The organism is Carnobacterium sp. CS13, from assembly GCF_016653495.1.
Taxonomy (GTDB): domain Bacteria; phylum Bacillota; class Bacilli; order Lactobacillales; family Carnobacteriaceae; genus Carnobacterium_A; species Carnobacterium_A antarcticum.
In genome coordinates this window covers 792816-816151 of sequence record NZ_CP067364.1, presented here as the reverse complement: position 1 = coordinate 816151, position 23336 = coordinate 792816, and the positions used below count along the sequence as shown (strand labels likewise).

At 37.7% G+C, this 23336-nt stretch carries 22 protein-coding genes; 3 read left to right on the top strand and 19 right to left on the bottom strand.

The annotated features are described in order from the left end of the window. Positions 1–40 precede the first annotated feature (40 nt). The 10 genes from thrB to JHE06_RS03855 all read right to left on the bottom strand — a co-directional run bounded on the left by thrB (position 41) and on the right by JHE06_RS03855 (position 9867). The gene (gene thrB, locus JHE06_RS03900; protein WP_058920178.1) at positions 41–910 is read right to left on the bottom strand and encodes a homoserine kinase; all 870 of its coding nucleotides are present in this window, start codon (positions 908–910) and stop codon (positions 41–43) included. Further along, positions 910–1968, bottom strand: a complete 1059-nt coding sequence (gene thrC / locus JHE06_RS03895; protein WP_201089539.1) for a threonine synthase — start codon at positions 1966–1968, stop codon at positions 910–912. Before thrC ends, thrB begins: the two co-directional genes overlap by 1 nt. Next, positions 1968–3260: a homoserine dehydrogenase gene (locus JHE06_RS03890; protein ID WP_058918109.1), complete on the bottom strand. Its 1293-nt coding sequence runs from the start codon at positions 3258–3260 to the stop codon at positions 1968–1970. The genes thrC and JHE06_RS03890 overlap by 1 nt, the downstream gene beginning before the upstream one ends. 238 nt (positions 3261–3498) lie before the next feature. Next, entirely contained in the window at positions 3499–3732 is a 234-nt protein-coding gene (locus tag JHE06_RS03885) for a YkuJ family protein (RefSeq protein ID WP_058918108.1), read from the bottom strand. A gap of 218 nt (positions 3733–3950) precedes the next feature. After that, on the bottom strand, positions 3951–4835 hold the full coding sequence (locus JHE06_RS03880) for an NAD(P)-dependent oxidoreductase (protein ID WP_201089537.1): 885 nt from the start codon (positions 4833–4835) through the stop codon (positions 3951–3953). Positions 4836–4998: 163 nt separating this feature from the next. Then, positions 4999–6021: a glycosyltransferase family 4 protein gene (locus JHE06_RS03875; protein WP_058918106.1), complete on the bottom strand. Its 1023-nt coding sequence runs from the start codon at positions 6019–6021 to the stop codon at positions 4999–5001. Between the two features lie 25 nt (positions 6022–6046). Beyond that, positions 6047–7222, bottom strand: coding sequence for a glycosyltransferase family 4 protein (locus tag JHE06_RS03870; RefSeq protein WP_058918105.1), 1176 nt, complete (start codon positions 7220–7222; stop codon positions 6047–6049). A gap of 279 nt (positions 7223–7501) precedes the next feature. After that, positions 7502–9223, bottom strand: coding sequence for a phosphoenolpyruvate--protein phosphotransferase (gene ptsP, locus JHE06_RS03865; RefSeq protein WP_058918104.1), 1722 nt, complete (start codon positions 9221–9223; stop codon positions 7502–7504). Continuing rightward, entirely contained in the window at positions 9223–9489 is a 267-nt protein-coding gene (locus JHE06_RS03860; protein WP_058918103.1) for a phosphocarrier protein HPr, read from the bottom strand. The genes ptsP and JHE06_RS03860 overlap by 1 nt, the downstream gene beginning before the upstream one ends. 186 nt (positions 9490–9675) lie before the next feature. After that, positions 9676–9867, bottom strand: coding sequence for a hypothetical protein (locus tag JHE06_RS03855; protein ID WP_058918102.1), 192 nt, complete (start codon positions 9865–9867; stop codon positions 9676–9678). Between the two features lie 224 nt (positions 9868–10091). Here JHE06_RS03855 and JHE06_RS03850 point away from each other — a divergent pair, with 224 nt between their 5' ends. Both JHE06_RS03850 and JHE06_RS03845 read left to right on the top strand, forming a co-directional pair. Further along, on the top strand, positions 10092–12320 hold the full coding sequence (locus JHE06_RS03850; RefSeq protein WP_058918101.1) for an ATP-dependent Clp protease ATP-binding subunit: 2229 nt from the start codon (positions 10092–10094) through the stop codon (positions 12318–12320). A gap of 235 nt (positions 12321–12555) precedes the next feature. Next, positions 12556–12837, top strand: coding sequence for a DUF1827 family protein (locus JHE06_RS03845; RefSeq protein ID WP_058918100.1), 282 nt, complete (start codon positions 12556–12558; stop codon positions 12835–12837). 190 nt (positions 12838–13027) lie between these two features. On the opposite strand, the gene JHE06_RS03840 is transcribed toward JHE06_RS03845, so the two are convergent. The 6 genes from JHE06_RS03840 to JHE06_RS03815 all read right to left on the bottom strand — a co-directional run bounded on the left by JHE06_RS03840 (position 13028) and on the right by JHE06_RS03815 (position 19646). Next, positions 13028–13273: a hypothetical protein gene (locus tag JHE06_RS03840; RefSeq protein ID WP_058918099.1), complete on the bottom strand. Its 246-nt coding sequence runs from the start codon at positions 13271–13273 to the stop codon at positions 13028–13030. A 189-nt stretch (positions 13274–13462) separates the two neighbouring features. Beyond that, positions 13463–15046 carry a peptide chain release factor 3 gene (locus JHE06_RS03835; protein WP_201089535.1) on the bottom strand — a complete coding sequence of 528 codons (1584 nt, stop codon included), beginning with the start codon at positions 15044–15046 and terminating at the stop codon, positions 13463–13465. Between the two features lie 158 nt (positions 15047–15204). Then, on the bottom strand, positions 15205–15771 hold the full coding sequence (locus tag JHE06_RS03830; protein WP_236253549.1) for a thermonuclease family protein: 567 nt from the start codon (positions 15769–15771) through the stop codon (positions 15205–15207). Positions 15772–15848: 77 nt separating this feature from the next. Continuing rightward, positions 15849–17213 carry an FAD-dependent oxidoreductase gene (locus JHE06_RS03825; protein WP_058918097.1) on the bottom strand — a complete coding sequence of 455 codons (1365 nt, stop codon included), beginning with the start codon at positions 17211–17213 and terminating at the stop codon, positions 15849–15851. Positions 17214–17479: 266 nt separating this feature from the next. Next, positions 17480–18583, bottom strand: a complete 1104-nt coding sequence (locus tag JHE06_RS03820) for an AI-2E family transporter (protein WP_058918096.1) — start codon at positions 18581–18583, stop codon at positions 17480–17482. A 19-nt stretch (positions 18584–18602) separates the two neighbouring features. After that, positions 18603–19646 (bottom strand): M42 family metallopeptidase, encoded by a 1044-nt coding sequence (locus JHE06_RS03815; protein WP_201089533.1) that lies wholly within the window; start codon positions 19644–19646, stop codon positions 18603–18605. 417 nt (positions 19647–20063) lie between these two features. Here JHE06_RS03815 and JHE06_RS03810 point away from each other — a divergent pair, with 417 nt between their 5' ends. Continuing rightward, positions 20064–20507, top strand: a complete 444-nt coding sequence (locus tag JHE06_RS03810) for a GNAT family N-acetyltransferase (RefSeq protein ID WP_058918094.1) — start codon at positions 20064–20066, stop codon at positions 20505–20507. A gap of 63 nt (positions 20508–20570) precedes the next feature. Here the strand turns inward: JHE06_RS03810 and JHE06_RS03805 are convergent, their stop codons facing one another. The 3 genes from JHE06_RS03805 to mgtE all read right to left on the bottom strand — a co-directional run bounded on the left by JHE06_RS03805 (position 20571) and on the right by mgtE (position 23333). Then, entirely contained in the window at positions 20571–20843 is a 273-nt protein-coding gene (locus JHE06_RS03805; RefSeq protein WP_058918093.1) for a DUF3006 family protein, read from the bottom strand. A gap of 1 nt (position 20844) precedes the next feature. Beyond that, positions 20845–21867: a ComEC/Rec2 family competence protein gene (locus JHE06_RS03800; protein WP_058918092.1), complete on the bottom strand. Its 1023-nt coding sequence runs from the start codon at positions 21865–21867 to the stop codon at positions 20845–20847. A gap of 92 nt (positions 21868–21959) precedes the next feature. Next, a complete protein-coding gene (gene mgtE / locus JHE06_RS03795) occupies positions 21960–23333 on the bottom strand; it encodes a magnesium transporter (protein WP_058918091.1) in 1374 nt (457 codons plus the stop codon). Positions 23334–23336 lie beyond the last annotated feature (3 nt).

Here is a 23336-nt window from a genome sequence, read left to right as displayed (position 1 = left end):
AATCCTTCTACTCATGCAATGAGTGTAGAAGGATTCTTTTTTACTGTTTCTTCGCCTGTACGCCTAAGCGGTCTATGGTCAATTCCTTAACGACAGCTTTTTTAAATTTTTCCTGCAACAGTAATTTCATCTCTTTTAGACGATCTTTTGACAGCAGTACTAAAACAGTTGGTCCTGCTCCACTTAAAAAAGTTCCATATGCTCCATTGGCATCTGCTAGTTTACGAATAGGCGATAAATGAGGAACCAATTCTTTGCGGTATATTTCGTGCCATAGATCTCTTGCCATCATTTGCCCTGCTAAATCCAAATCACCTGTCAGAACGGCACTGATCATCACATTACTAATGGAACTAGCTTTAACCGCTTCGCTATATGTTAACGTTTGGGGCAAAACAGTGCGGCTTTCCTTAGTCAGTAGTTCGTGATTCGGAATCACAGCTAATAAACTTGTTTCTGGAAAAGGATATTTAACAGCAAAAATTTCTTTTCCCAACTGGCTCGCGACTACAAAATCCCCCATAATAGCAGGAGCAACATTGTCTGGATGACCTTCAATAGTTGCTGCTATTTCTAGTTTCTCCATAGAGGTTAAATTTAATTGAGCGACTTGGTTTGCTAATTCGATTCCTGCTACGATCGCGGCAGAACTGCTGCCTAAGCCTCGTGTTGACGGGATTTCGCTTTTCATTCTCAGCTTCCTGGGAGTTAACGTCGAAACTATAGATAAAGCCGTTTGGATTATCAAATTGCTTTCATCTGTGGGAATACTTTCACCCAACTGGTGATCAATCTGCCAAACCGCTTGTTCTTGACCTACCTCTAATGTCAGATAGAGGTTCAACGCCAATCCACATGAATCAAACCCTGGTCCTAAGTTAGCCGTTGTCGCAGGTACTTGGATCGTTATCATATCAATGCCGCGCCTTTTCTTAAATGATCCCGCATATCTTCTAAATCATCCATTTTAGCGATTGGGATTTCAGTTACACTCATCGCTGTGTCGGGGTCTTTCAATCCGTTGCCTGTAAAGATACAGACCACTGTTTCTCCTTGTTGAATAGCGCCGCTTTTTACATTTTTGATCACACCAGCTAGCGAAGCTGCCGACCCAGGTTCGATAAAGACGCCATCCATCGCCGCAATTTTTTTATAAGCTTCAATGATTTCATCATCTGTGACAGACTCAATGATTCCCTTAGATTCATCACGTGCAGCTTCAGCTAAATTCCAGCTAGCAGGATTTCCGATGCGAATAGCTGTTGCAATCGTTTCTGGCTGCTCGATCACTTTTCCTTTCACGATTGCAGCGGCGCCTTCAGCTTCAAAACCATGCATTCTAGGCAGACCCGTTTGATGCAAATCGTTCCATTCTTTGAACCCTTTCCAATAAGCAGAAATATTGCCGGCGTTGCCGACAGGAATCGCTAAAACATCGGGTGCTTTTTCAAGTGCTTCACAAATTTCAAAAGCTCCTGTTTTCTGTCCTTCCAAACGATAAGGGTTAACAGAATTCACTAACGTTACAGCCTCTGTTTCAGCCAATTGACGAACAGCAGTTAAAGCTTCATCAAAATTTCCCTGAATCGAAATGATATCAGCTCCATACATCACTGCTTGTGCTAATTTTCCTAAAGCTATCTTCCCTTCAGGAATAACGATATAAGCTTTCAAGCCCGCACGAGTTGCATAAGCAGCCGCTGAAGCGCTGGTATTTCCTGTAGAAGCACAGATGATCGCTTTTGCGCCCTCTTCCTTTGCTTTGGCTACAGCCATGACCATTCCTCGATCTTTAAAAGAACCAGTAGGGTTTAATCCTTCATATTTTCCATATAGAGTTACCCCTAATGTTTCAGACAAATTAGGTAAAGGAATCAATGGTGTATTTCCTTCGCTTAATGAAATCATAGGTGTGTTTTCAGTGACCGGCAGCAACTCTTTGTATTTATCTAATAAGCCTTTGTACATTATTTCCCCTCCATAACTTTAAAGCACGCCAATAATTTCATGCCTTCGGTTTCTTTCAGTGTGCTGAGAACAGCTTTTTGTTGAATTTTATTCATTGTATGTGTCACAATAACCACTTTAGCAGACGCTTCCGGAAGCGGTTGTTGGATGATTTGGTCAAATCCAACAGCTGATTTGCTGAAAATAGTGGTCAATTCTAAGAAACGTCCTGTTTGGTCTTGCATTTCAATGGCAATGTAATATTTAGATTCCACGGCTTTATCTTCCGTAATCGTAGTCTCGTGCTGATAAGAATTAAAGACGTTTCCTGTAGTACCCAAACCGATATTTTTAGCAACTGTAATAACATCACTAACCACACTAGTAGCTGTTGGCAACGCCCCGGCTCCTGGTCCATAAAACATCGTTTCGCCAACTGCTGCTCCAACAACAAAAACAGCATTATTTTCGTTTTGAACGCCCGCTAAAGGGTGGTTTTCTGGTACGAGCACAGGTCCAACATCTACATGTACACTACTGTCGTTCATTCCAACAGCTGAACCGATGAGCTTGATTCGGTAACCTAAACGTTTAGCCATTTCGATATCTGCCAGTTTAACATTGCGAATGCCTCTTGTTTCAATTTGATCTAATTCAACATTCATTCCAAATGCCAGCCGTGTTAGAATCACCATTTTTCTAGCAGCATCGATCCCATCTACATCATTGGTCGGATCGCTCTCAGCAAAACCTAAATCTTGCGCTTTTTTCAATGCTTCTTCATATGTTTTGTTTTTGTTCGTCATTTCAGACAGCATAAAATTGGTTGTCCCATTCACAATACCGAAGACCTTTTGGATATTGTCTGAAGCTAGGCTGTCAACGATCGTTCTTAAAATAGGTATGCCGCCTGCTACGCTGGCTTCATAATATAGGTCACAATGGTACTCTTTTGCTAAGGCAACCAGTTCATTTCCATGAAGAGCGATCAAGTCTTTATTAGCCGTTACTACATGTTTGCCTGCTCTTAAAGCTTGAGTGATATAATCTTTAGCTATTTCAATGCTTCCCATGACTTCTATGACAATATCGATTTCAGGATCCTCTAAAATAGCCGCTGCATCTGTAGTCAGCTCGATTCCTTCAGATAAGGCTCCACGATTTTTTTCGGTGTTTCGAACCAACACTTTTTTTACATTCAATTCTTCGCCTGTTACTTGGCTGATTTTATTTTCATGGTGTTTCAGAATGCTGAGGACGCCACTTCCAACTGTTCCAAAGCCTAAAATTCCGACTTGTAATTGTTTCTTCATCCTTAAGATCCTCCTTTATTTTCATTACATGATTAAAACATTTTAATGTAATTCTAATTGTACACAGGATTAAGTATACCTAATTATTAATAAGATAACTACCCCTTACTGTAGTAAAAATTGCACTTAAGCAGAAACCCACAAGCAGCAATCAAATCCTTGGAGATAGTTAAAAGCTTTAAAATAAAAAAAAGAGAACAACTATGGGCGCTCCCATCTTTGTTCTTCTCTTTGATTTTTAATCTTGCAACAATTCAAAAATTTCAATTGCAACTAAATCCAAATCATCAAATTGGTAAATTTGGTGAGTTGAACTATCTTCTAATTCAAAAGTAGCAGTTTTCGCATCATAAGAAATCGAGCAACGTTCGTTACCTTCCTTTTCGAATCTACGAACTTGAACTTCACTATCTTTATCCTCTAGCATAGCTTCCAATCGACGTATGATCGCCTGTAATTGTGAAGGTTTCATAATCTCGTGCCCCTTTCAAACTTGACTCAGTAATTATTTTAACAGATTTCCCTTCAAAAGACAGTAAACTCATCTCTTTTTCATAAAAAAAATACTTTTTAAATAGGCAAATTTGGAGCAAAGCTTATGATAACACTCTTTGTTAGGTTATTGGATGAAAAATTTTTATAGGCTAAATAAAAAAATAGCAATCTCAGCATCGCTAAGATTGCTATTTTTTATTTTATTGGTCGTTTTCCTTCAGACCACCAAAGTTTGATAAAAGCTTGCGTTCCATCTTCTCCGTGACCGTTTTTTTCCAATTTTTCATACAGTTGTTCAGCTAAAGCAGTAGAAGGCAATTCAATTCCCATCTTCTTAGCTTCATCCAACGCAATTTTCAAGTCTTTCACAAAATGTTTTACAAAGAATCCAGGTGAAAAGTCTTCTCGTAAAATTCGCGGACCATAATTAGTTAATGACCAGTTATTGGCACTTCCGCCTCCAACAGTGTCTAAGACTTTGTCTAAATCTAATTCTGCTGCATCTGCATAGACTAGCAATTCTGTCATCCCAGTCATAGTGCCAGCAACCATGATTTGATTGGCCATCTTAGTGTGTTGACCTTTTCCAGCAGATCCTTGTAAATTTACTTTGCTTGAAAATACTTTAAATATAGGTTCCGCCTTAGTATAAGCTGCTTCGTCGCCTCCTACCATTATGGTTAAGGTGCCTTTTTGTGCTCCTAGATCTCCGCCAGAAACCGGAGCATCTAACACAGATATCCCTTTTTCTTTTCCGGCTTCATAAATTTTCAATGCCAAAGAGGGAGTACTGGTAGTCATATCTACTAAAATATGGTCAGCTGTAGCTGCTTGGAAGATACCTTTTTCACCAAAATAAGTTTCTTCCACATCTTTTGGATAACCGACGATCGTAAAAACAACGTCGCTTTTTTCTGTAACTGCTGCAGGATTTTCAACCCACGCAGCACCTAAGGAAACAAGTTCATCGGTCTTACTCTTAGTACGATTGTAAACATTGACGGGATAACCAGCTTTCAATAAATGTTTTACGATGGATGAGCCCATTACACCCGTTCCTATAAAGCCAATTTTTTTCATCTCTTTTTAGCAGCTCCTTTTCATTCCAATGATTATAGTATACCATCTCAATGGAATTCTGCATAAAAAACGCTTTAACACGTTCCCGTTAATTTAAGTAGATGAGCATCTTTTTTAACATTTCTAATGTATTCAAGTAAATAAACTGAACCCCAATTCTTCTTTAGCTATTGGCTTGCTGCTGATAAAACTCCAACCAGACTTGAGCCAAACGCTCTTCGGAATAAGCTTCGCTCCCAGCTAATGCTTTTTGAAGCAAGTTTCGGTAAAAAACTGGATCGTTCTTTAATTGTTCGATTTTCGCTTTCATTTCTCCTTTATCTTTAGCGGCTGCATAATAGCCCTCTAATATTGGCAAGTACAATGATAAATCCCGCAAGATTACTGGAGTTTCACAAGAAAAGGCTTCGAGAATGCACATAGGAAACAATTCCTCGTAGGAAGGCAGTAAAAAAACATCAGCCATATTATAATAATTGAGCATTTCTTCTCGTTTGAGTATCCCAGTAAACAGCAAATTCTCAGGAGGGTGTTCCATTAGCTTTTTAAATTTCTCGTACCCATCGGTTATTTTTCCAAATGAAAAACCTCCTGCCCAGATAAACTGGATCTCTGGCATTTCTTCAGCGAGAGCAGCAAAATCCAGGACTCCTTTTCGTTCTTGGACCTGCCCAGCACCCAAAACAATAAACTGGTCTTTCGACAGTCCTAAAGCAATTTTCAGCTGTTGGATAGTTTTAGGTTCTAAACGGTGAAACTCCGTTTTTGTTACAAAATTTGGGATATACGTAACGTTTTCCTTTGCTATTCCATATTTTGCCAATTCCTTAATAAACGATGGATTAACTACTACTAAATGGTCCATTCGTTTATAAAAAGCTATTACATAATAGAAAAAAAGTTTTTCTATCCACTTCGGCAACTGGATGCTTCCTTTTAGCGTAGATGGCAAAAAATGAACATAACCAACTCGTCTACCAAAACGCCGTCTAAAAAAAGTACTAATATAATAAGTTGGATCAATGGTATGATAATGGCTGATTTGCGTTTTAGTGTAACGGTTGATTGAAACAACCAGACTAGCGCTGTGATACTTTTTTAATAAATGAACTAGCTCCTGATAAGCACTGCCTACGCCTTGCCCTGCTACTCTATCAGCAGAGGAGAACATCGTTAAGTGAATCATTTTCTTCCCCTCCTTACTTAAAAAATCATTTGTTAAAACGAATGGCTGCTTCTTTTTCATATGAATATTGTCGAATGGTTTCTCTATAAAATTGAAGGACTTTTTCGCAAAACACCTCCGATGAGATTGAATTTAAAACTACTTTGCGTTCTTCTTCACTTTTTTCGCGTTTTTTAACTTGGCTTAGATAACGACAGATTGCTTCTGCTATTTCTTCATCTTCTTGAAACAATGCTCCAAAACCGCCGATTTGCAGCAAATTCTCCGTATAATCATTTACGCGTGCAATGATATCTGTTCCAGAAGCAATTGCTTCGATATAAGTCAACCCTTGCGATTCTGAATCAGAAGCGCTCACAAATAAATCAGCTGCTTGATAATATGCATGTACCTGTGAGCTTTCAACTTCACCGACAAAAATAATACTATCGGTCAATGCTAAAGAATCAACCAGATTTTCAAGTTCTTTTTTAGCAGGACCATCGCCAACAATCACTAATTTAGCAGTTGACTGCTGTTGCAAAACATCAGGCATCGCCTTAATGAGCAATTCGATGCTTTTTTCTTTTGCGACACGGCTTAGCGATAATAATAAAGGAGCGTCTGCAGAGATATTAAGTTCTTCTCGAATAGCACGATTAGCTAATGTTTCAAAGCGTTTCAAATCGACTCCTGTCGGGATCACTTCTATTTTTTGTGTCACTCCATAGTTTAATAGCTGACGCTTAGCTTTTACGCTTGGTGCAATAACAGCAGCAGATTGATTGCAAAAAAATTTCGATGCTAGCTTCACATGGGTTGGCCGAACGACTTTTCCTTTTGCAATATAATGAAGATAATCTTCATACATTGTATGATACGTATGCACACAAGGAATTTTTAATTGGTAAGCTACATATTTCCCTGTTAACCCTAAACTGAATTCTGTTTGAGTGTGAACGATATCTAACTGCAATTCTTTTGCCCTCTTTAAAGCACGATGAGCTCCTTTGATAGCCACACGCCGGTCTTGGAAAGAAAAGAATGGAACACTCGTAAAACGTACGATGTCTTCTTCCTCTCCATGAACCTTTGGATCTGTGGTCGTAAAAATAAACACCTCATGACCTTGATTTAGAAGCTCTTCTTTCAACGTCTTAATGGAGGTCGCAACGCCACTTACTTGCGGGAAATAAGTGTCTGTAAAGATTCCGATCTTCATGAATTTTCACCCCTTTATCTAATTATACTTGTTTTTTTTAAAAACCATAAATTTTAGCCTTTTTCACAAGTTAAACCACTACTGCATTTCAATAAATCGCTCTTATGTCTTTAGTATACTTAAAAAATAACGTTTCGCCTCCAACTAAAGCAGGATTTTTTTTAATGCGGTTCCCTTTTTTGGTTTTTTTATAAATTCTCTTACTCATCAACTGTTGTTCAAAGACAAAAAAAGCTGTAAGAATCAATTGATGATTCTTACAGCTTTTTTATTTAATGCTTATTTTGTATACGTTTCTACTAATTTAACTACTTCTTCAGCAGTGTCACAATCGTTGATTGCTTTTTCTGCTAATTCAGCCATTTTCGTAGTATCTAACCGTTTCATAAGACTGCGTGTTTTTAGAATGCTTGATGCACTCATAGAGAACTCATCCAAACCTAATCCCATTAATAATGGAACAGCTGTTTGATCTCCAGCCATTTCGCCACACATACCAGTCCATTTGCCCTCTTTATGAGAAGCATCAATCACGTTTTTAATCAAACGTAAGATTGCTGGATTGTATGGTTGGTAAAGATAAGAAACACGTTCATTCATACGGTCTGCTGCCATTGTGTATTGAATCAAATCATTCGTTCCAATACTGAAGAAATCAACTTCTTTAGCAAATTTGTCTGCAATTACAGCTGCTGCTGGAATTTCAATCATGATACCAACTTCGATATCTTCTGAAACTTCGATGCCTTCATTTACTAATTTTTCTTTTTCTTCAAGCAACATACCTTTAGCTTGACGGAATTCGCCTAAAGTTGCGATCATAGGGAACATGATACGCAATTTACCAAACACAGATGCACGTAAAAGTGCACGTAATTGGGTTCTAAACATATCCGGTTCAGCTAAACAAATACGAATTGCACGGTAGCCTAAGAATGGGTTCATTTCATGCGGCAATGTCAAGTAAGGCAATTCCTTGTCTCCACCAATATCCATTGTCCGTACGACAACAGCTTTATCTCCCATTCCTTCTAAAACAGCTTTATAAGCTTCAAATTGGGCTTCTTCTGTTGGGAAATCCGGTGAATCCATGTAAAGAAATTCTGTTCGGTATAATCCAACAGCTTCTCCGCCGTTATCTTTGACACTCACTAAATCTTTAGGCGTTCCAATGTTAGCAGCTAATTCAATGTGTTTGCCATCAGCTGTAAGAGTTTTTTCGTTCTTCAATTTATTCCATTCAGCTTTTTGAGCTGCAAATTGAGACGCTTTCTCTTCGTATTCAGATACATCTGCAGTTTCTGGGTGAACCAAAACATCCCCTTGTAAACCATCCACAATTAGAAGATCGCCTTCTTTTACAATAGCTGTAATTTCTTTTGTTCCTACGATTGCAGGAATTTCAAGTGAACGAGCCATGATTGCAGAGTGAGACGTACGGCCACCAATATCCGTTACAAATGCTTTTACAAATTTACGGTTTAATTGTGCGGTATCGCTTGGGGTTAAATCATGTGCAATGACAATTACTTCTTCATCAATCATTGATGGGTTTGGTAATTTCACTCCCAACAAATGACTTAATACACGTTTAGTAACATCTTTAATGTCAGCTGCACGTTCTTGCATATAAGGATTGTCTTCCATTCCTTCGAAAATGCCGATAAACATATCCGTCACTTCTTTTAATGCACTTTCAGTGTTCACTTTGTTATCTCTTATGTTACTTTCGATGCTCCCAATTAATTCAGGGTCAGAAAGAACCATCAAATGAGCATCAAAAACTTGAGCTTCTTCTTCGCCTAAAGCTTCAGCAGCTTTAGTACGAATCAGCTCAAGTTCTTGAGTAGCTTTATTTAACGCATTTTTCAAACGTTCAATTTCTGAATCAGAATTTTCAACTGAGAATTTGTCGAAAGATAAATCGGGTTCAACAAGTAAATAAGCTTTTGCTATTGCAATGCCATCACTTGCCGCAATCCCTTTCAATTTTTCAACCATTACTCAGCTAAACCTTCTTTCTTCATCGTTTCTTCGATGCTGTTGATTGCTTCAGCTTCGTCAGTTCCATCGGCAGTAATCACAACTTCTGCACCTTGGCCAACGCCTAAAGACATAACACCCATGATAGATTTTAAGTTAACAGATTTACCTTTATATTCTAGGTTGATATCTGAATTGAATTTGCTCGCTGTTTGCACCAATAAAGTTGCAGGACGTGCATGAATCCCTGTTTCAGCTATTACATGAAAATCGCGTTTTTCCATAATGTTTGATCTCCTTTTAGTAAATAATAATTTATCAGGGCCACTCTCAAATGACTGTTTCTTCCAAATAAAACGCATTGAAACAAACATTCCATGAAATAACCCTTTCATCTTTATAGACTACCATTTTTAAGTAGTTTCTACAACCATTTTCTCTTTTTCTTTTGTATTTTCCCTGTATATTCTTTACTCAGCGAAAGTTTGATACCGGAAAACAACTTCTCCATTGTGCTTTGCTTCACCAATAATCTGATCTTTTTTTTCATGGTTCAGCCATATTTCTCTGAATTGCATGAAGTCTTCTTTTGCTATCAACAGTTCTTTTAAATCTCCATTGATTAGTTTTTCAACTTCATTTGCCATCTCTCCGCTTTCCATTTCTTCACTTCTTTCATCTTTTAATCTTTATAATTGTAATGCATTTTTTTACTAAAAGATAGTGCATTACACTTGAAAGTCAGACAAGGTCAGTGTATAATAAGAACATAAGGTCAGGGAAGGTCAGAGAAAGGTCATGTACAGTTGATTTTCAATTCTCCAGTACTGAATCGTTCATCCGCCCTTTTCTTGTAAACTTTAATTACTGAAAGGTTGTGCATGTTATGTTATGTCAAAACTGTAATCAACGAGATGCAACAATTCATTTATATACAAATATGAATGGCCAAAAAGGTCAATTAGATATTTGCCAAAATTGTTATCAACTACTAAAAAACGCTAATGAAAGTGGAAGTTCCAGAAATAATCGTCCTACACCTCAAGATCCTTTTGGATTCGGCGGATTGGATAACTTCTTCCGTTCTATGCAAAATCCAACTGGTCAAGGTGTACCACCGACTCAAAGTGGCGGCAATTCCGGAAACGGACAACCGCCTACTAATAAAAAAAGTGGTTTATTAGGCGAATACGGTACGAATTTAACAGATTTAGCTAGAACTGGAGCTATCGATCCTATTATCGGACGAGATAAAGAAATCGAACGAGTCATTGAGATTCTAAATCGTCGAACAAAAAATAATCCAGTTTTAATTGGCGAACCTGGGGTTGGTAAAACGGCAGTCGTTGAAGGACTAGCTCAAAAAATCGTTGACGCAGAAGTTCCTCAAAAACTAATGGATAAAGAAGTTATTCGTCTTGATGTAGCTTCTCTTGTTCAAGGAACCGGTATCCGGGGACAGTTTGAAGAGCGGATGCAACAATTGATCGATGAGTTGAAAAAGAATCCGCAAATCATTCTCTTTATTGATGAAGTGCATGAAATAGTTGGTGCTGGTAGTGCTGAAGGCAGCATGGATGCCGGAAATATTTTGAAACCAGCATTAGCGCGTGGCGAATTGCAGATGGTCGGTGCAACAACATTAAAAGAATACCGTTCAATCGAAAAAGACGCTGCTTTAGAAAGACGGATGCAGCCTGTCCGGGTAAGCGAACCGACTGTTGATGAAACAGTCGCGATTCTAAAAGGAATTCAAAAGAAATATGAAGATTACCATCAAGTCGCTTATACGGATGAAGCCATTAAAGATGCCGTCATGCTATCACATCGCTACATCCAAGATCGTTTCTTGCCAGATAAAGCAATTGATTTGCTAGACGAATCCGGTTCTAAGAAAAACTTGACGATTCAAGCAATCGATCCAAAAATGATTGAAGATAAAATTGCTGAAGCTGCACATCAGAAACAATTAGCTTTACAGCAAGAAGATTATGAAAAAGCCGCTTTTTATCGTGACCAAGCAACTAAATTTGCGGCAATGCGCGATCAACAACAACCCGATTCGGAACGCCCGGTTGTGACTGAACAAGATATGGTCAATATTATTGAAATGAAAACCAATATCCCAGTTGGGGAATTAAAAGAAAAAGAACAAACCCAATTAAGAAACTTAGGTACGGAATTAAGCAAACATGTGATTGGACAGGATCAAGCAATTGATAAAATTTCCAAAGCTATTCGCAGAAGCCGTATTGGATTGAACAAGAAAAATCGCCCAATTGGTTCTTTCTTATTCGTAGGGCCAACTGGTGTTGGTAAGACAGAGCTAGCCAAACAATTGGCGCTAGAGTTATTTGGAAATAAAGAAGCTTATATCCGATTCGATATGAGTGAATATATGGAAAAACACAGTGTTGCTAAGCTGATCGGTTCTCCTCCAGGATATGTTGGATATGATGAAGCTGGACAATTGACTGAAAAAGTTCGTCATAATCCTTATAGTATTTTACTATTGGACGAAATCGAAAAAGCCCATCCAGATGTCTTGCATATGTTCTTGCAAATTTTGGAAGATGGTCGTTTAACCGATGCACAAGGACGCACAGTCAGCTTTAAAGACACTATTATCATTATGACGAGTAATGCTGGCACAGGATCTGTGGAAGCTAATGTCGGTTTTGCTGCCGCTTCTAAAGGAAATCAAAAATCCGTTTTAAATCAGCTCACTGATTTCTTTAAACCTGAATTCATTAACCGCTTCGATGCGATCGTTGAATTCAATTCTTTAAAGAAGGAGCACCTGCTTGTCATCGTGGATCTAATGCTGCATGATGTTAATGAGATGTTGAAAGACCAAAACATTTCAATTGAAGCAGATCAACAGGCGAAAGAAAAATTAACTGAACTAGGTTATGATCCTCAATTAGGGGCTCGTCCATTGCGCCGTGTTATTCAAGAACAAATAGAAGATCGCATTGCTGACTTCTATCTTGACCACCCTGAAAGCAAGGACTTGGTCGCTACAGTCAATGATGCTGGTGAAATAGTCGTAAACGCTAGACAAACAGAACCTTCTATCGTTCAAACCCATCAAAACGATACTAAAGAAAACTAATTATTGATTAAAACGAGTTTGAGACTTTTCTCAAGCTCGTTTTTTTGTTTTTTCATTTGCACTCTGTATTGACTATCTGTTTTATAGAACATTAATTATTAAATCTCTGTTAAAAGTGATAGCTTTCTTATTTTCAATATGAAAAAACAATGATTCAGCTAATATGCTTTGAGTTTAGCCGGTTTTAATTATATAATACTCTTAACATATACGTTATAAAAAGAGGTGAACTGCAATGAAATTAATTGATGTCACAAATAACCATACAGCTTTAGTAACGGAACAACTTGGAAATACAGATGCCAACTTTATTAAAGTCTATTCTTTAGGTCCAACTACGGTAGTTTTTTCAGGTGCTCCTACTCATAAAGACGTTCTTTTATTAAATAAAGAACGCAATATTAAAAATGCAGAAATACAGTACGCTATTGATCATATTTTACAAACTACACCAAATAATGTAGACATTTTGCATGCACCTAATATTGTTGAGCTTTCAATACCTGTTAACGACTAGCAGCTGATTGCATTATTTTTTGCTCTTTTTTATTTTTTTGTTAAGCTTAATAAAAAGAACGCCTTTTTTTGAAGGCGTTCTTTTTATTCTTGAGTCTCTTAAATTTGATACTAAAAAATCAGAACAGCGACAATTATCATCTTTCATTAGACGACTTACTCATTTTCCAATACAGTCAATTCAGCTGCACCTAGTTTTTGTATTCTAAAGCTTCCGGCCAGAACAGCACTACACTATTATCTTCGGCTCTGCTTCCCGAGACAAATGCATCTTTTCCGGGCTTTAAGGCTAGGATTCCTTCATCATAGAGATGCTCCACAGCATCTACGATATCTCCATCAGAAAGCGTCCCCTTAAGACCATCCATTTTTTCTTTTATACCCTCTCCGCTTTTATAAATAGAAATAATTTCATTTCTTAATTCTTCTTGATTCAATATGAACCCCTCCTGTCTATTAATTTAAATAAAGTATAACAATTAATGTAAGGGTTTTCCGTTTTTCTGTTTTGTCCTGCCCTGATCAACGTTAAAAAGACCAAGCAACTGTATACATCAGCATAACTTGGTCTCTTATCAAAAACTCAAAAAATTTAGTACTTATTTTCAAAAATTGATGGCTGCAGCTTACAACAGCGAAGACAACTCTACATTCGGATATTTATCCGCAAACCATCGCATGGCAAATTGATTCTCAAATAAGAATAACGGATGATCGTAGCGATCGCGTACCAATAAATTACGACTAGAAGACATATTGACATCTAAATCTTCTGGTTTGATCCAGCGGGCAATTTTGCTTCCAATTGGAGTCATGATCACTTCTGAATTGTATTCATGTAACATCCGGTATTGAAATACTTCAAACTGTAACTGCCCCACTGCCCCAAGAATATAATCTTCTGTATGGTATGTTTTATATAATTGGATGGCTCCTTCTTGAACAAGCTGTTGAACTCCTTTATGGAATGATTTTTGCTTCATGACGTTTTTAGCAGAAACTTTCATAAAAAGTTCAGGTGTAAATTGTGGCAATTTCTCAAATTCAACATTTAATTTGCCCTCGAAAATAGTATCTCCAATTTGGAAATTTCCCGTATCGTAAAGACCGATGATATCTCCAGCTACCGCTCGTTGAACTGTCTCGCGGCTTTCAGCCATAAACTGAGTTGAATTAGACAGTTTTATTTTCTTTTTCGTTCTTGCCAGTGTGACATCCATCCCTCGATCAAATTCACCCGAACAAATCCGGATAAAGGCAATACGGTCACGATGGGCCGGATTCATGTTAGCTTGAATTTTAAAGACGAATCCTGAAAACTCATTTGTGTAAGGATCGACTTCTTCCCCTGCTGTATCTTTGTGCGCTGTTGGACTTGGTGCAAACTCAAGAAAAGTGTCTAAAAATGTTTGGACACCAAAATTCGTTAGCGCTGAACCAAAGAAGACAGGAGTTAGTTCGCCATTAGCGATTTTCTCTTCTGAAAAAGCATTTCCCGCTTCATTCAACAATTCAATGTCTTCTAAAGCTTGTGTGTATAAAGAAGACTTTTTAATAGGATGGTCGCCTTCAATTTCTCCGGCTGCATTTAATTCAACAACTCTCTCATTGTCTTTACCATTTACTTCTGGACGGTGAATTTCAATGCATTTATTGTAGTTGTCATATAAACCTAATAAGCCTCTTCCCATACCAATTGGCCAATTCATTGGATAAGAATCGATTTCTAAAACTTCTTCCAATTCTTCTAATAATTCCAGCGGTTCTTTTCCATCTCGATCCAGTTTATTAATAAACGTAAAAATAGGAATCCCACGCATACGGCAAACTTGAAAAAGCTTCTTCGTTTGAGGTTCAATTCCTTTACCGCTGTCAATCACCATAACGGCACTGTCGACGGCCATTAATGTTCGATACGTATCTTCTGAAAAGTCTTCATGTCCTGGTGTATCCAAGATATTTATTTTCTTCTCTTTGTACTCAAATTGCATTACCGAACTAGTAACTGAAATACCACGTTGTTTTTCAATTTCCATCCAGTCTGAAGTTGCAAACTTGCCTGTTTTTTTACCCTTTACTGTACCAGCTTGGCGAATAGCTCCTCCAAAAAGCAGCAACTGTTCTGTTATCGTTGTTTTACCCGCATCCGGATGGGAAATGATCGCAAATGTTCTTCGCGACGCCACTTCATCTTTTAAATATTGTTCCATTATTAATCCCTCATTTAAGTTGTTTATTTATCATTATTTATAGTTACCGGCATGTCGTTACATGTCAACACCCTTTTCTATCTCATTAGTTATCTCATCTATTTTTATCATTAACCAAATTATTATAGCATACACATATAGATTAAGTTTAATTTTTTTTACTTTTTGTTAAACCCGTATTTTCCGACATACCCTTCAATTGACCAAATGTTCACCTTTTTTTCTATTGCTGTTTGCTCAGCACTCTGCAAACGGGACAGATAAAGTTCATTGCCTTTTTCGTATCCTACCCTGGCTAAACCTTCACGAACAAGCACTTCTTGAACCAGTTCTCCATCAGCAAAAAGATAAGCCAAAACTCGATCATAAGTATCAAGTCGTTCATGTGTGTCTTCATATTCAATAGTCAAGTTCTTTCCTTCTAAGTAGGTTGTTAAAAATTCTTTTGCTTCTTTGCCATAGGGCTGACTGGAGCCCGTTTTGGTTCTGCTGCTTTCCGGCGTATCAATTAACAGCAAACGCAATTTTTGTTCTTGGCTTCCATCACTAAAGACCAATGTATCTCCATCAATGACACGTTCCAATTCGACTGATAATTGATTTTCTACTGATTGCCCGGAATAAGGAAGACTCGGTTCTTCATTGATCACATAGTTTCCTATTCCTGCAATAAGAAGTGCAATTATGCCTGAAAGGATTTTTTTATTTATCTTTATTTTTTTCATACTCTTTCTCCTTATAAAAAGGCCTGCTGTTCGAAAGAACAGCAGGCCTTTGCTGCTGCTTTGATATAAAGCAGCTTTTATTTAGTTTCTTCAGCTAATTTTCTTTCTTGTTCTACAGCTGCTTGCGCAAGTATATTCAAGTAGTTCCATGGACGGTCAAAATGAGGTTGGAAGAAGAAATCAACATAAGCTAAATCTTCAATAGTCATTTTATTTTGAATGGCTAATGATAATGTGTTTGCAGATTGTGTCACATCATATTTAGACATGATTTGTCCACCAACAATTCGTGTTGTTCCTACTTCATAGACCAATTGCATCAATACTTCTTCAGTTGTCGGCATAAATTCTGGACGGTAGTTGTCTTTCACTAAGACCGAACGTACCTCTAAATCAAAATGCGGCGCTCCACTTGTGGTGACTCCTGTTGAACCGATGTTATATCCAAATAAATACAAACCAGAAGTTGATTGTGTACCTCTATACTTAACTTTTGGTTCTACAATATTCTTCCCAACTAACATTCCCATCCGTACGGCATTTGTAGCTAACGGAATATAAGCATGTCCGCCATTCGGGTTGTAGTTGACTGCACAACTATCTCCAGCAGCATAAATATCTGGATTGCTTGTTCTCATATAATCGTCTACGATGATTGCGCCATTTGGCAACATATCAACTTTTCCTTGCAACAATTCATTGTTGGGACGGAAACCGACACACATAACCACTAAGTCAGCTTCGTATTCGCCTTCTGTTGTAATAACAGATTTCACTTCGCCAGCTTCGTTAGCAGTAAATCCATTCACTGCTTGATTTAAAGCTAGTTTGATACCACGTTCTTGTAAATCGTTTTCCAATACATCTGTAAACTCTTTATCCAAATATTTATTTAAAATGCGGTCTAAACCATCAATTAAAGTCACTTCTTTGCCAGATTCAGCAAATGCTTCTACTAGTTCGATACCAATATATCCGCCACCGACTATTGTGATTTTTTTCGCATCTTTAGCTTGAGCAATAAGTTCATTTGCTTGTGTATAGTTTTTACACAATAAAATCTTTTTGTACTCAATGCCTGGAATTGGAGGAATAATTGGCCAAGAACCTGTTGTATTAACCAATTTATCATATGTTTCTTCGAAAACTTCGCCTGTTTTTAAATTTTCTACAATTACTTTTTTAGATTCTGTATCAATTTCTTTAATGTTGTGTTCCATTTTAACATTTGCACCCATTGAAGTAAGTTCTTCAGGGTTTGAATAAAATAGTCCTGCAGGATCTTTCACAACACCCCCGACATATAATGCAATTCCACATGATAAGAATGAGATATTATCATTTCGTTCAAATACTGCAACTTCTGCTTCGGGGTTTTCATTTAGGATAGTTTTAACAGCTGATGTGCCTGCATGCGTACATCCGATTACTACTACTTTCATCTAGTGTATCCTCCTATTGAATCAACTAATTGATTCGTTTATTCTAATGTGTGCTAAAGGCTAATCTAAGCGTTTCTTATTTAACCTTAGTACACTATATCACAAAGAATTGGAAATTCCAAACATTAAGAAGAATTTCACGAAGTTTTTTTAACTTTTGTACCATACCCGAACATTACAGAAAAAATCGGCAGGCATGAATCCGGTTCAATACCGAATCCATGCCTGCCAATTAGCTGCTTAATATAAATTCTAACTTTTAGAAATCACATCATTTTTGGTTTTTGGTGCTTTTTTCTTAAATTTATCATGTCTTTCAAATAAACGACTACCGTTTTCACTACAGCATAAAAAGGTACACCTAAGATCATGCCTAAGAGACCCGCTAAGTTGCCTGCCACTAACAAGATAATAATGATCGTTAGAGGATGAATAGCCAACGTTTTACCAATGACATTCGGTGAAATAAAATTCCCGTCGACTTGCTGCACGACTAATACAACTAATGCTACTAATAAAGCTTTAGTGGGAGAAATAGTCAATCCGATGATGACTGCAGGTGCTGCACCGATGTAGGGTCCAACATAAGGTATGATATTTGTAACTCCTGCAATAATGCCTAATAACAAAGCATAAGGCATCCCTATGATCAAATAACCAATATAGGTAAACACTCCTACTAATAAACATACTAACGCTTGGCCGCTGATATAAGAAGAGATCGTATGGTTCATTTGCCCAAGCAATTCAATCATCTGTCCGCGGTATTCTTTTGGAAAAAATTTAGCAACGGCTGGACGGAAGTGTTTTCCATCTTTAAACATATAAAACAAAATGATTGGAGCAGTTACAATAACGATTGTGGTATTTGCTACCGCTCCGAAAATAGAACCGATACTAGTGGTGATACCTGAAAATACACTGTTCGCTATATTGCCAATGGATAGGTCCATTTTATTCATCGAATCTTCTAAGTTGAAATCAGCCAACCAAGGCTGTTGAACTAAATCTTGAGAAAATTTTTCCAATGACTGCATGAGACTTGGGATACTTGCAATCAATTGTCCAATTTGATTAACTAAATTTGGCAAAACAGAAACAATCAGAAAAATAAGACTGCCTAAAAATAAAAGCAAAACAACGATAATGCCATATTTTCTTTTAATGTTTATTTTCTCCAATAAATTAATCAAAGGATTTAAAAGGTAATATAGAAATCCTGCTACCAAAATGGGGGTAAATAAAGTCGATACAAAAGTAGTCAACGGCTGAAAAACAAAATTGATTTTCGAAGATATAAAAATCAAAGTAGCTACGATCAGCAGCCAAGTCGTCCAGAACATTAATTTTGAGTTTTTAAAATAATCCATCTTTTCCCTCTATTTCTAATTAACCCTGCATAGAGCTAAATAAGTATTTTTCAATTAATTGTTCAGTAGCTTCAATCGATTCCTTATGTGTTCGTTCATACGCATGGCTGGCATCAATTCCTGCGCCTACTAAAGCATGACGGACATCTGCTCCGGCTTTCATAGCAGCTGAAGCATCGCTTCCATAATAAGGATAAATATCTAATTGATAAGGAATAGCATAGTCTTCGCACAATTGCGTCAACTGACGCCTCAGTTGGTAATGATAGGGCCCGCTGCCATCTTTGGCACAAATCGAGACAGAGTATTCATCTGTTTGTTGGTCGTCGCCTATAGCACCCATATCAACAGCTAAGTAGTCTACTACTTTTTCAGAAATATTGGAATTTCCTCCATAGCCAATTTCTTCATTAGTTGAAATGAAAAAGTGAGTGGTGTATGGCAAGGAACTCGTTTTATTTTCAGATAGTTTTTCCAAAATAGACAATAAAATAGCAACACTCACCTTGTCATCTAAGTGGCGAGACTTAACAAAGCCGCTTTCAGTTACTTCAGTACGTGGATCAAAGCTGATAAAGTCTCCTACTGCAATGCCCAGCTCTCTAGTGTCTTCTTTTGAAAGGACTTTTTCATCAATCCGAATTTCCATGTTCTCTTGGTTTCTTTCAGCTGTTCCCGCATCCTTATAAACATGTACACTTGTTTGATGCATTAAGATAGTACCTGTATACGTTTTTCCTGAAGAAGTATGAATGGTGCAATATTCACCCTCAATAGCATTGTAACGAAACCCGCCAATCAAGTCTATTTTCAATCGGCCGTCAGGTTTTACAGCACGAACCATCGCTCCAAGCGTATCTACATGGGCTGTTACAAAGCGTTGCTGCTGGTGATCCTCTCCTCTAACAGTCACCATTAACCCACCTTTATTATCTTTATGCCCTTCGTAGCCCATCACCAACAACCTATCCTGTATCTCTTTTATAATTTCACTGGTATTGCCTGTTGGAGAAGGAATAGAAGTAAGGTGTTTTATCCATTCCATCGTTTTATTGCTGCTCATTTAAATGCCCTCCATTTTTATGTACTTGTACTGTCATAAGTATAATCTATTGTTTGGTAGAAATAAAGATTTAACCTAGCTGTTTTATTTTGTAAAGAGTTTACGTACCTTATGCATTCAAATCTATTCATAAGGTACATATCCTGCTTTTGCGTACCTTATTGTCTAGGTTTGTCACGTAATAAGGCCCGTATCGATTTTTATGTGCCTTACGAGTGCTATTAAATCTTTCATACGGCACACAACCATTTTTCTCCAATCCGATCGAACCTTTTCGGCCACAACCGAAAAGTGCTCTTTAAAAGTTGCTTCTCTATAGAATCAGACTGTTTACTTTTAATGCAACACTAGTGATAGAAACTGAGAATAATATATGGTACCCTTAACACCACATTGAAATAGAAAGAAGGTAAACGCATGCACTTTATTTGGACTTCTGATTTGACTTCTCCTACTTACCACGATGCTTTACAAATTCGACATACGGTCTTTGTAGGCGAACAAGGCGTTCCAGAAGAAATGGAAATAGATGAACTAGAAGGTGAAACGGACTACATCGTCGGGTATGTGGATGACCACCCAGTAGCGACAGCTCGTGTTTTACCAATTGGGCAAGATACCTATAAAATTCAACGAGTGGCTGTTCTAAAAAATTACCGCGGCAAGCAATTAGGCAAAAACTTAATGTTGGAAATTGAACGATATGCTCATCAAAATAAACGGTCTTATTTAACTTTAGGCGCACAAGACCACGCTATTGGTTTTTACTCGAATCTAGGCTATGCTATCGTTGGCGACGGTTACTTAGATGCAGGCATTCCGCATCACGATATGAAAAAAGAAATCATTTCCGCTAATTGATTATCACTAAAAAAAGAATTGTCCGCTATCTTTTCAGAGCGGACAATTCTTTTTTTAATTACTTTATCCATTGTTATCTTGCTGTTGCTGCTTTGTTTTCTTCAACAAAGCTTCTCGTTTAGCTTTCATTCGTGCCATTCGTTCACTTTTTTCATTTGGCAGCAAGGTTAATTGAGGAGCTGTTTGATTGTCTCTTCTCTGATAATCAATTTCAAAAACGTCTCCTAACTCTGATTCCACCGGGAGTGATTGAACAGCGATATGAATGGGTTCACTGCCATCATCGGGAATCAAGCGGGCTACTGCCCCTTCAATTTCTTCAAGAACCACTTTCATTTCAGTGTTCTCCTTTCTCCGTGTCAATGCTGTAATTGCCGTTTGGATTAACTCTCACCGTCACCGTTCCGTCTTCCGCAGTACCATAAATAGGGATTTCATGAAGCTCAAATCGTTCTATGGTTTCTTTATTAGGATGACCGTAACTATTAGTGAGCCCAGCTGAATAAATACTGAATCCTGGCTGAATCGCTTCGATCCACTCATCACTTGAACTCTCTTTGGATCCATGGTGCCCCATCAAAAGAAGCGTCGATTTCAGCTCTGCGCCGCTGTCGATAATCGCTTCCTCTACTCTGCTGGAAGCATCTCCACTGAGCATTGCGCTAAAATCACCCATGGTCATTTTTATAACAATGGAATCATCATTGGGATTGCTTCTCGGATCAACTGTTGGATTTAACACTTCAAGTAGAAAGGGCCCTATTTGATGGTTTTCTCCACTTTTAGGTTCAGCATATTGGGCATTGCTCTGAGCTAGAGCATCCAAGATACGTTCATAGATCTTACTCGTCGAGTCGTATCCGTTCATCCACACTTCTTGGACGTTATAGTATTGTAAAATCAAATCGCCATAACCGATATGGTCTGAGTCATTATGCGTAAAAATCAACAAGTCGATTTTGCCGCCGGTACCAATATACTGGTCTAAATACGATAATATTTTTTTGTCTTTGTCTTCATAACGACCTGTGTCAATTAAAATGTTTGTTCCATCTTCAGATTGGATCAACGTTGCGGAACCTTGGCCTACATCTAAAAATCGAAACTGTCCAGCTTGAACTTCTTGTTCTTTAAGTTCTTTCTTTTCATTTGACCAACCCATTTCTTCTTGAAAGAAAGCTGTTACCTCTTCTTTAAACTGAAGAATACGTTCATTAATAGAGTAGTCGGGATTTTCGCTTCTTCCTAAAGTCAAGCCGATGGTAAATGAAAAAAGAATAATCAATCCCATTATCCCAAATTGAGTCCGTTGTTTTTTTTGTTTTTTTGTTAATTTTTTTGGTTTCTTTCGATACGCCACTTTTTTTCAATCCTTTACTGTTAAAAGACAACTTTCTAAAAAATAGAAAGTTGTCTTTTGGTTCTGTATTTTCAAACTATTGGACACCATTATTATCCTGTTTGGACAAAAAACGACATAAAGTAAGCCGCGATGTTAAAATAAATCAAAACACTGGTTAAATCGCTCAGTGTTGAGATAAAAGGACCACTGGCAACAGCAGGGTCAAACCCTATCCGATCCATTAAAATAGGAATAAAGCTTCCAGCTAAATTAGCTACTATGATAGCAAAAAACATGGCTATTCCGACAACAAATCCTAAAATAAAATTTTGTTTCCAAATACCAATCACAATAAAAATAGTTACTCCTGTCGTTAAACCCGTCACGATTCCGGTTAAAACCTCGCTCAGAATCAAACTTCCAAACCCTTTACTTTTATCATCGTTATCTGCTAGTTTTCTTACAGCAACAGCTAAAGACTGTGTCCCAGCGTTACCGGCGGTTCCTGTAATCAAAGAGATGAAGACTGCTAAAATACTCGCTTCGCTTACCAACACTTCATAACGGCTAATCAAAGTCGCTGTTCCCATCCCTAAAAATAATAGCGTAATCAACCAAGGCAATCGTTTAGACGCGGCAACAAAAGGATTTTCCGATTGTTCTCCAACATCTACCCCAGCTAAACCAGAGTAATCACTTTCAGCTTCTTCATCAATGACATCAATAATATCATCAACCGTAATGATCCCTAAAAGATACTCATCATTATCGATGACCGGAACTGCTAAAAAGTTATAATCCCGAATAGTCTTAGCGACATCATTTTGGTCGTCGGTCACATTTACTGAGACTGGACGATCCCCCATGACTTCTGAAACCAATTCATCGTCGTCATGTGTAATCAATTCTCTAAGCGAAATAACACCCACTAACCTTTCAGCCGGGTCGACAACGTAAATATAATAAATCGTTTCTGCTTCCGCTGCTTTGCTTTTTAAAATAGCCATGGCTGAACGAATGGTCTGGTGAGCTTCAACGGAGACATACTCAGTTGTCATGATCGCTCCAGCTGTTTCATCTTCATAATGAAGCAATTCTTTAATCTCATTTGCACTGTCTTCGGTCATCAAATTCAAATAATTACGCAAATCCGGTTTGTCTAGTTGCTTTAAAACATCCACAGCATTATCGGTATACATTTCACTCAACATATCGGCTGCATATTGTGGATCCATTTCTTTTAAATAAACTTCTACGGATTGCTCGTCTTCTTCAATAACTTCAAACATATCAGCCATTTCTTTTGGCGAAAGAAAATAATACATTCTTTGGCGATCTTGTTCAGATAAAGAAAGGTAGTATTGCCCTTGTTCGTAGACATGCAGCGATAAAAACTCTTGGCGGAATCCTTTAATATTTTCTTCGCTTAAGTACAATTGTGCTAATGCTAATTTTTCTTCTATTTCTACTGGCGCTTCATTCAAAAA

Excerpts from the sequence above, each read along its gene's own strand:
- JHE06_RS03830 (WP_236253549.1), bottom strand. The coding sequence starts at position 15,771 with ATGAAAAAAATAAAGATAAATAAAAAAATCCTTTCAGGCATAATTGCA.
- JHE06_RS03815 (WP_201089533.1), bottom strand. The coding sequence starts at position 19,646 with ATGAGCAGCAATAAAACGATGGAATGGATAAAACACCTTACTTCTATT.
- JHE06_RS03885 (WP_058918108.1), bottom strand. The coding sequence starts at position 3,732 with ATGAAACCTTCACAATTACAGGCGATCATACGTCGATTGGAAGCTATG.
- thrC (WP_201089539.1), bottom strand. The coding sequence starts at position 1,968 with ATGTACAAAGGCTTATTAGATAAATACAAAGAGTTGCTGCCGGTCACT.
- JHE06_RS03880 (WP_201089537.1), bottom strand. The coding sequence starts at position 4,835 with ATGAAAAAAATTGGCTTTATAGGAACGGGTGTAATGGGCTCATCCATC.
- JHE06_RS03890 (WP_058918109.1), bottom strand. The coding sequence starts at position 3,260 with ATGAAGAAACAATTACAAGTCGGAATTTTAGGCTTTGGAACAGTTGGA.
- ptsP (WP_058918104.1), bottom strand. The coding sequence starts at position 9,223 with ATGGTTGAAAAATTGAAAGGGATTGCGGCAAGTGATGGCATTGCAATA.
- JHE06_RS03850 (WP_058918101.1), top strand. The coding sequence starts at position 10,092 with ATGTTATGTCAAAACTGTAATCAACGAGATGCAACAATTCATTTATAT.
- JHE06_RS03845 (WP_058918100.1), top strand. The coding sequence starts at position 12,556 with ATGAAATTAATTGATGTCACAAATAACCATACAGCTTTAGTAACGGAA.
- JHE06_RS03875 (WP_058918106.1), bottom strand. The coding sequence starts at position 6,021 with ATGATTCACTTAACGATGTTCTCCTCTGCTGATAGAGTAGCAGGGCAA.
- JHE06_RS03870 (WP_058918105.1), bottom strand. The coding sequence starts at position 7,222 with ATGAAGATCGGAATCTTTACAGACACTTATTTCCCGCAAGTAAGTGGC.
- JHE06_RS03860 (WP_058918103.1), bottom strand. The coding sequence starts at position 9,489 with ATGGAAAAACGCGATTTTCATGTAATAGCTGAAACAGGGATTCATGCA.
- JHE06_RS03820 (WP_058918096.1), bottom strand. The coding sequence starts at position 18,583 with ATGGATTATTTTAAAAACTCAAAATTAATGTTCTGGACGACTTGGCTG.
- JHE06_RS03835 (WP_201089535.1), bottom strand. The coding sequence starts at position 15,046 with ATGGAACAATATTTAAAAGATGAAGTGGCGTCGCGAAGAACATTTGCG.
- JHE06_RS03805 (WP_058918093.1), bottom strand. The coding sequence starts at position 20,843 with ATGAAAGTGGTTCTTGAAGAAATTGAAGGGGCAGTAGCCCGCTTGATT.
- JHE06_RS03855 (WP_058918102.1), bottom strand. The coding sequence starts at position 9,867 with ATGGAAAGCGGAGAGATGGCAAATGAAGTTGAAAAACTAATCAATGGA.
- JHE06_RS03825 (WP_058918097.1), bottom strand. The coding sequence starts at position 17,213 with ATGAAAGTAGTAGTAATCGGATGTACGCATGCAGGCACATCAGCTGTT.
- JHE06_RS03810 (WP_058918094.1), top strand. The coding sequence starts at position 20,064 with ATGCACTTTATTTGGACTTCTGATTTGACTTCTCCTACTTACCACGAT.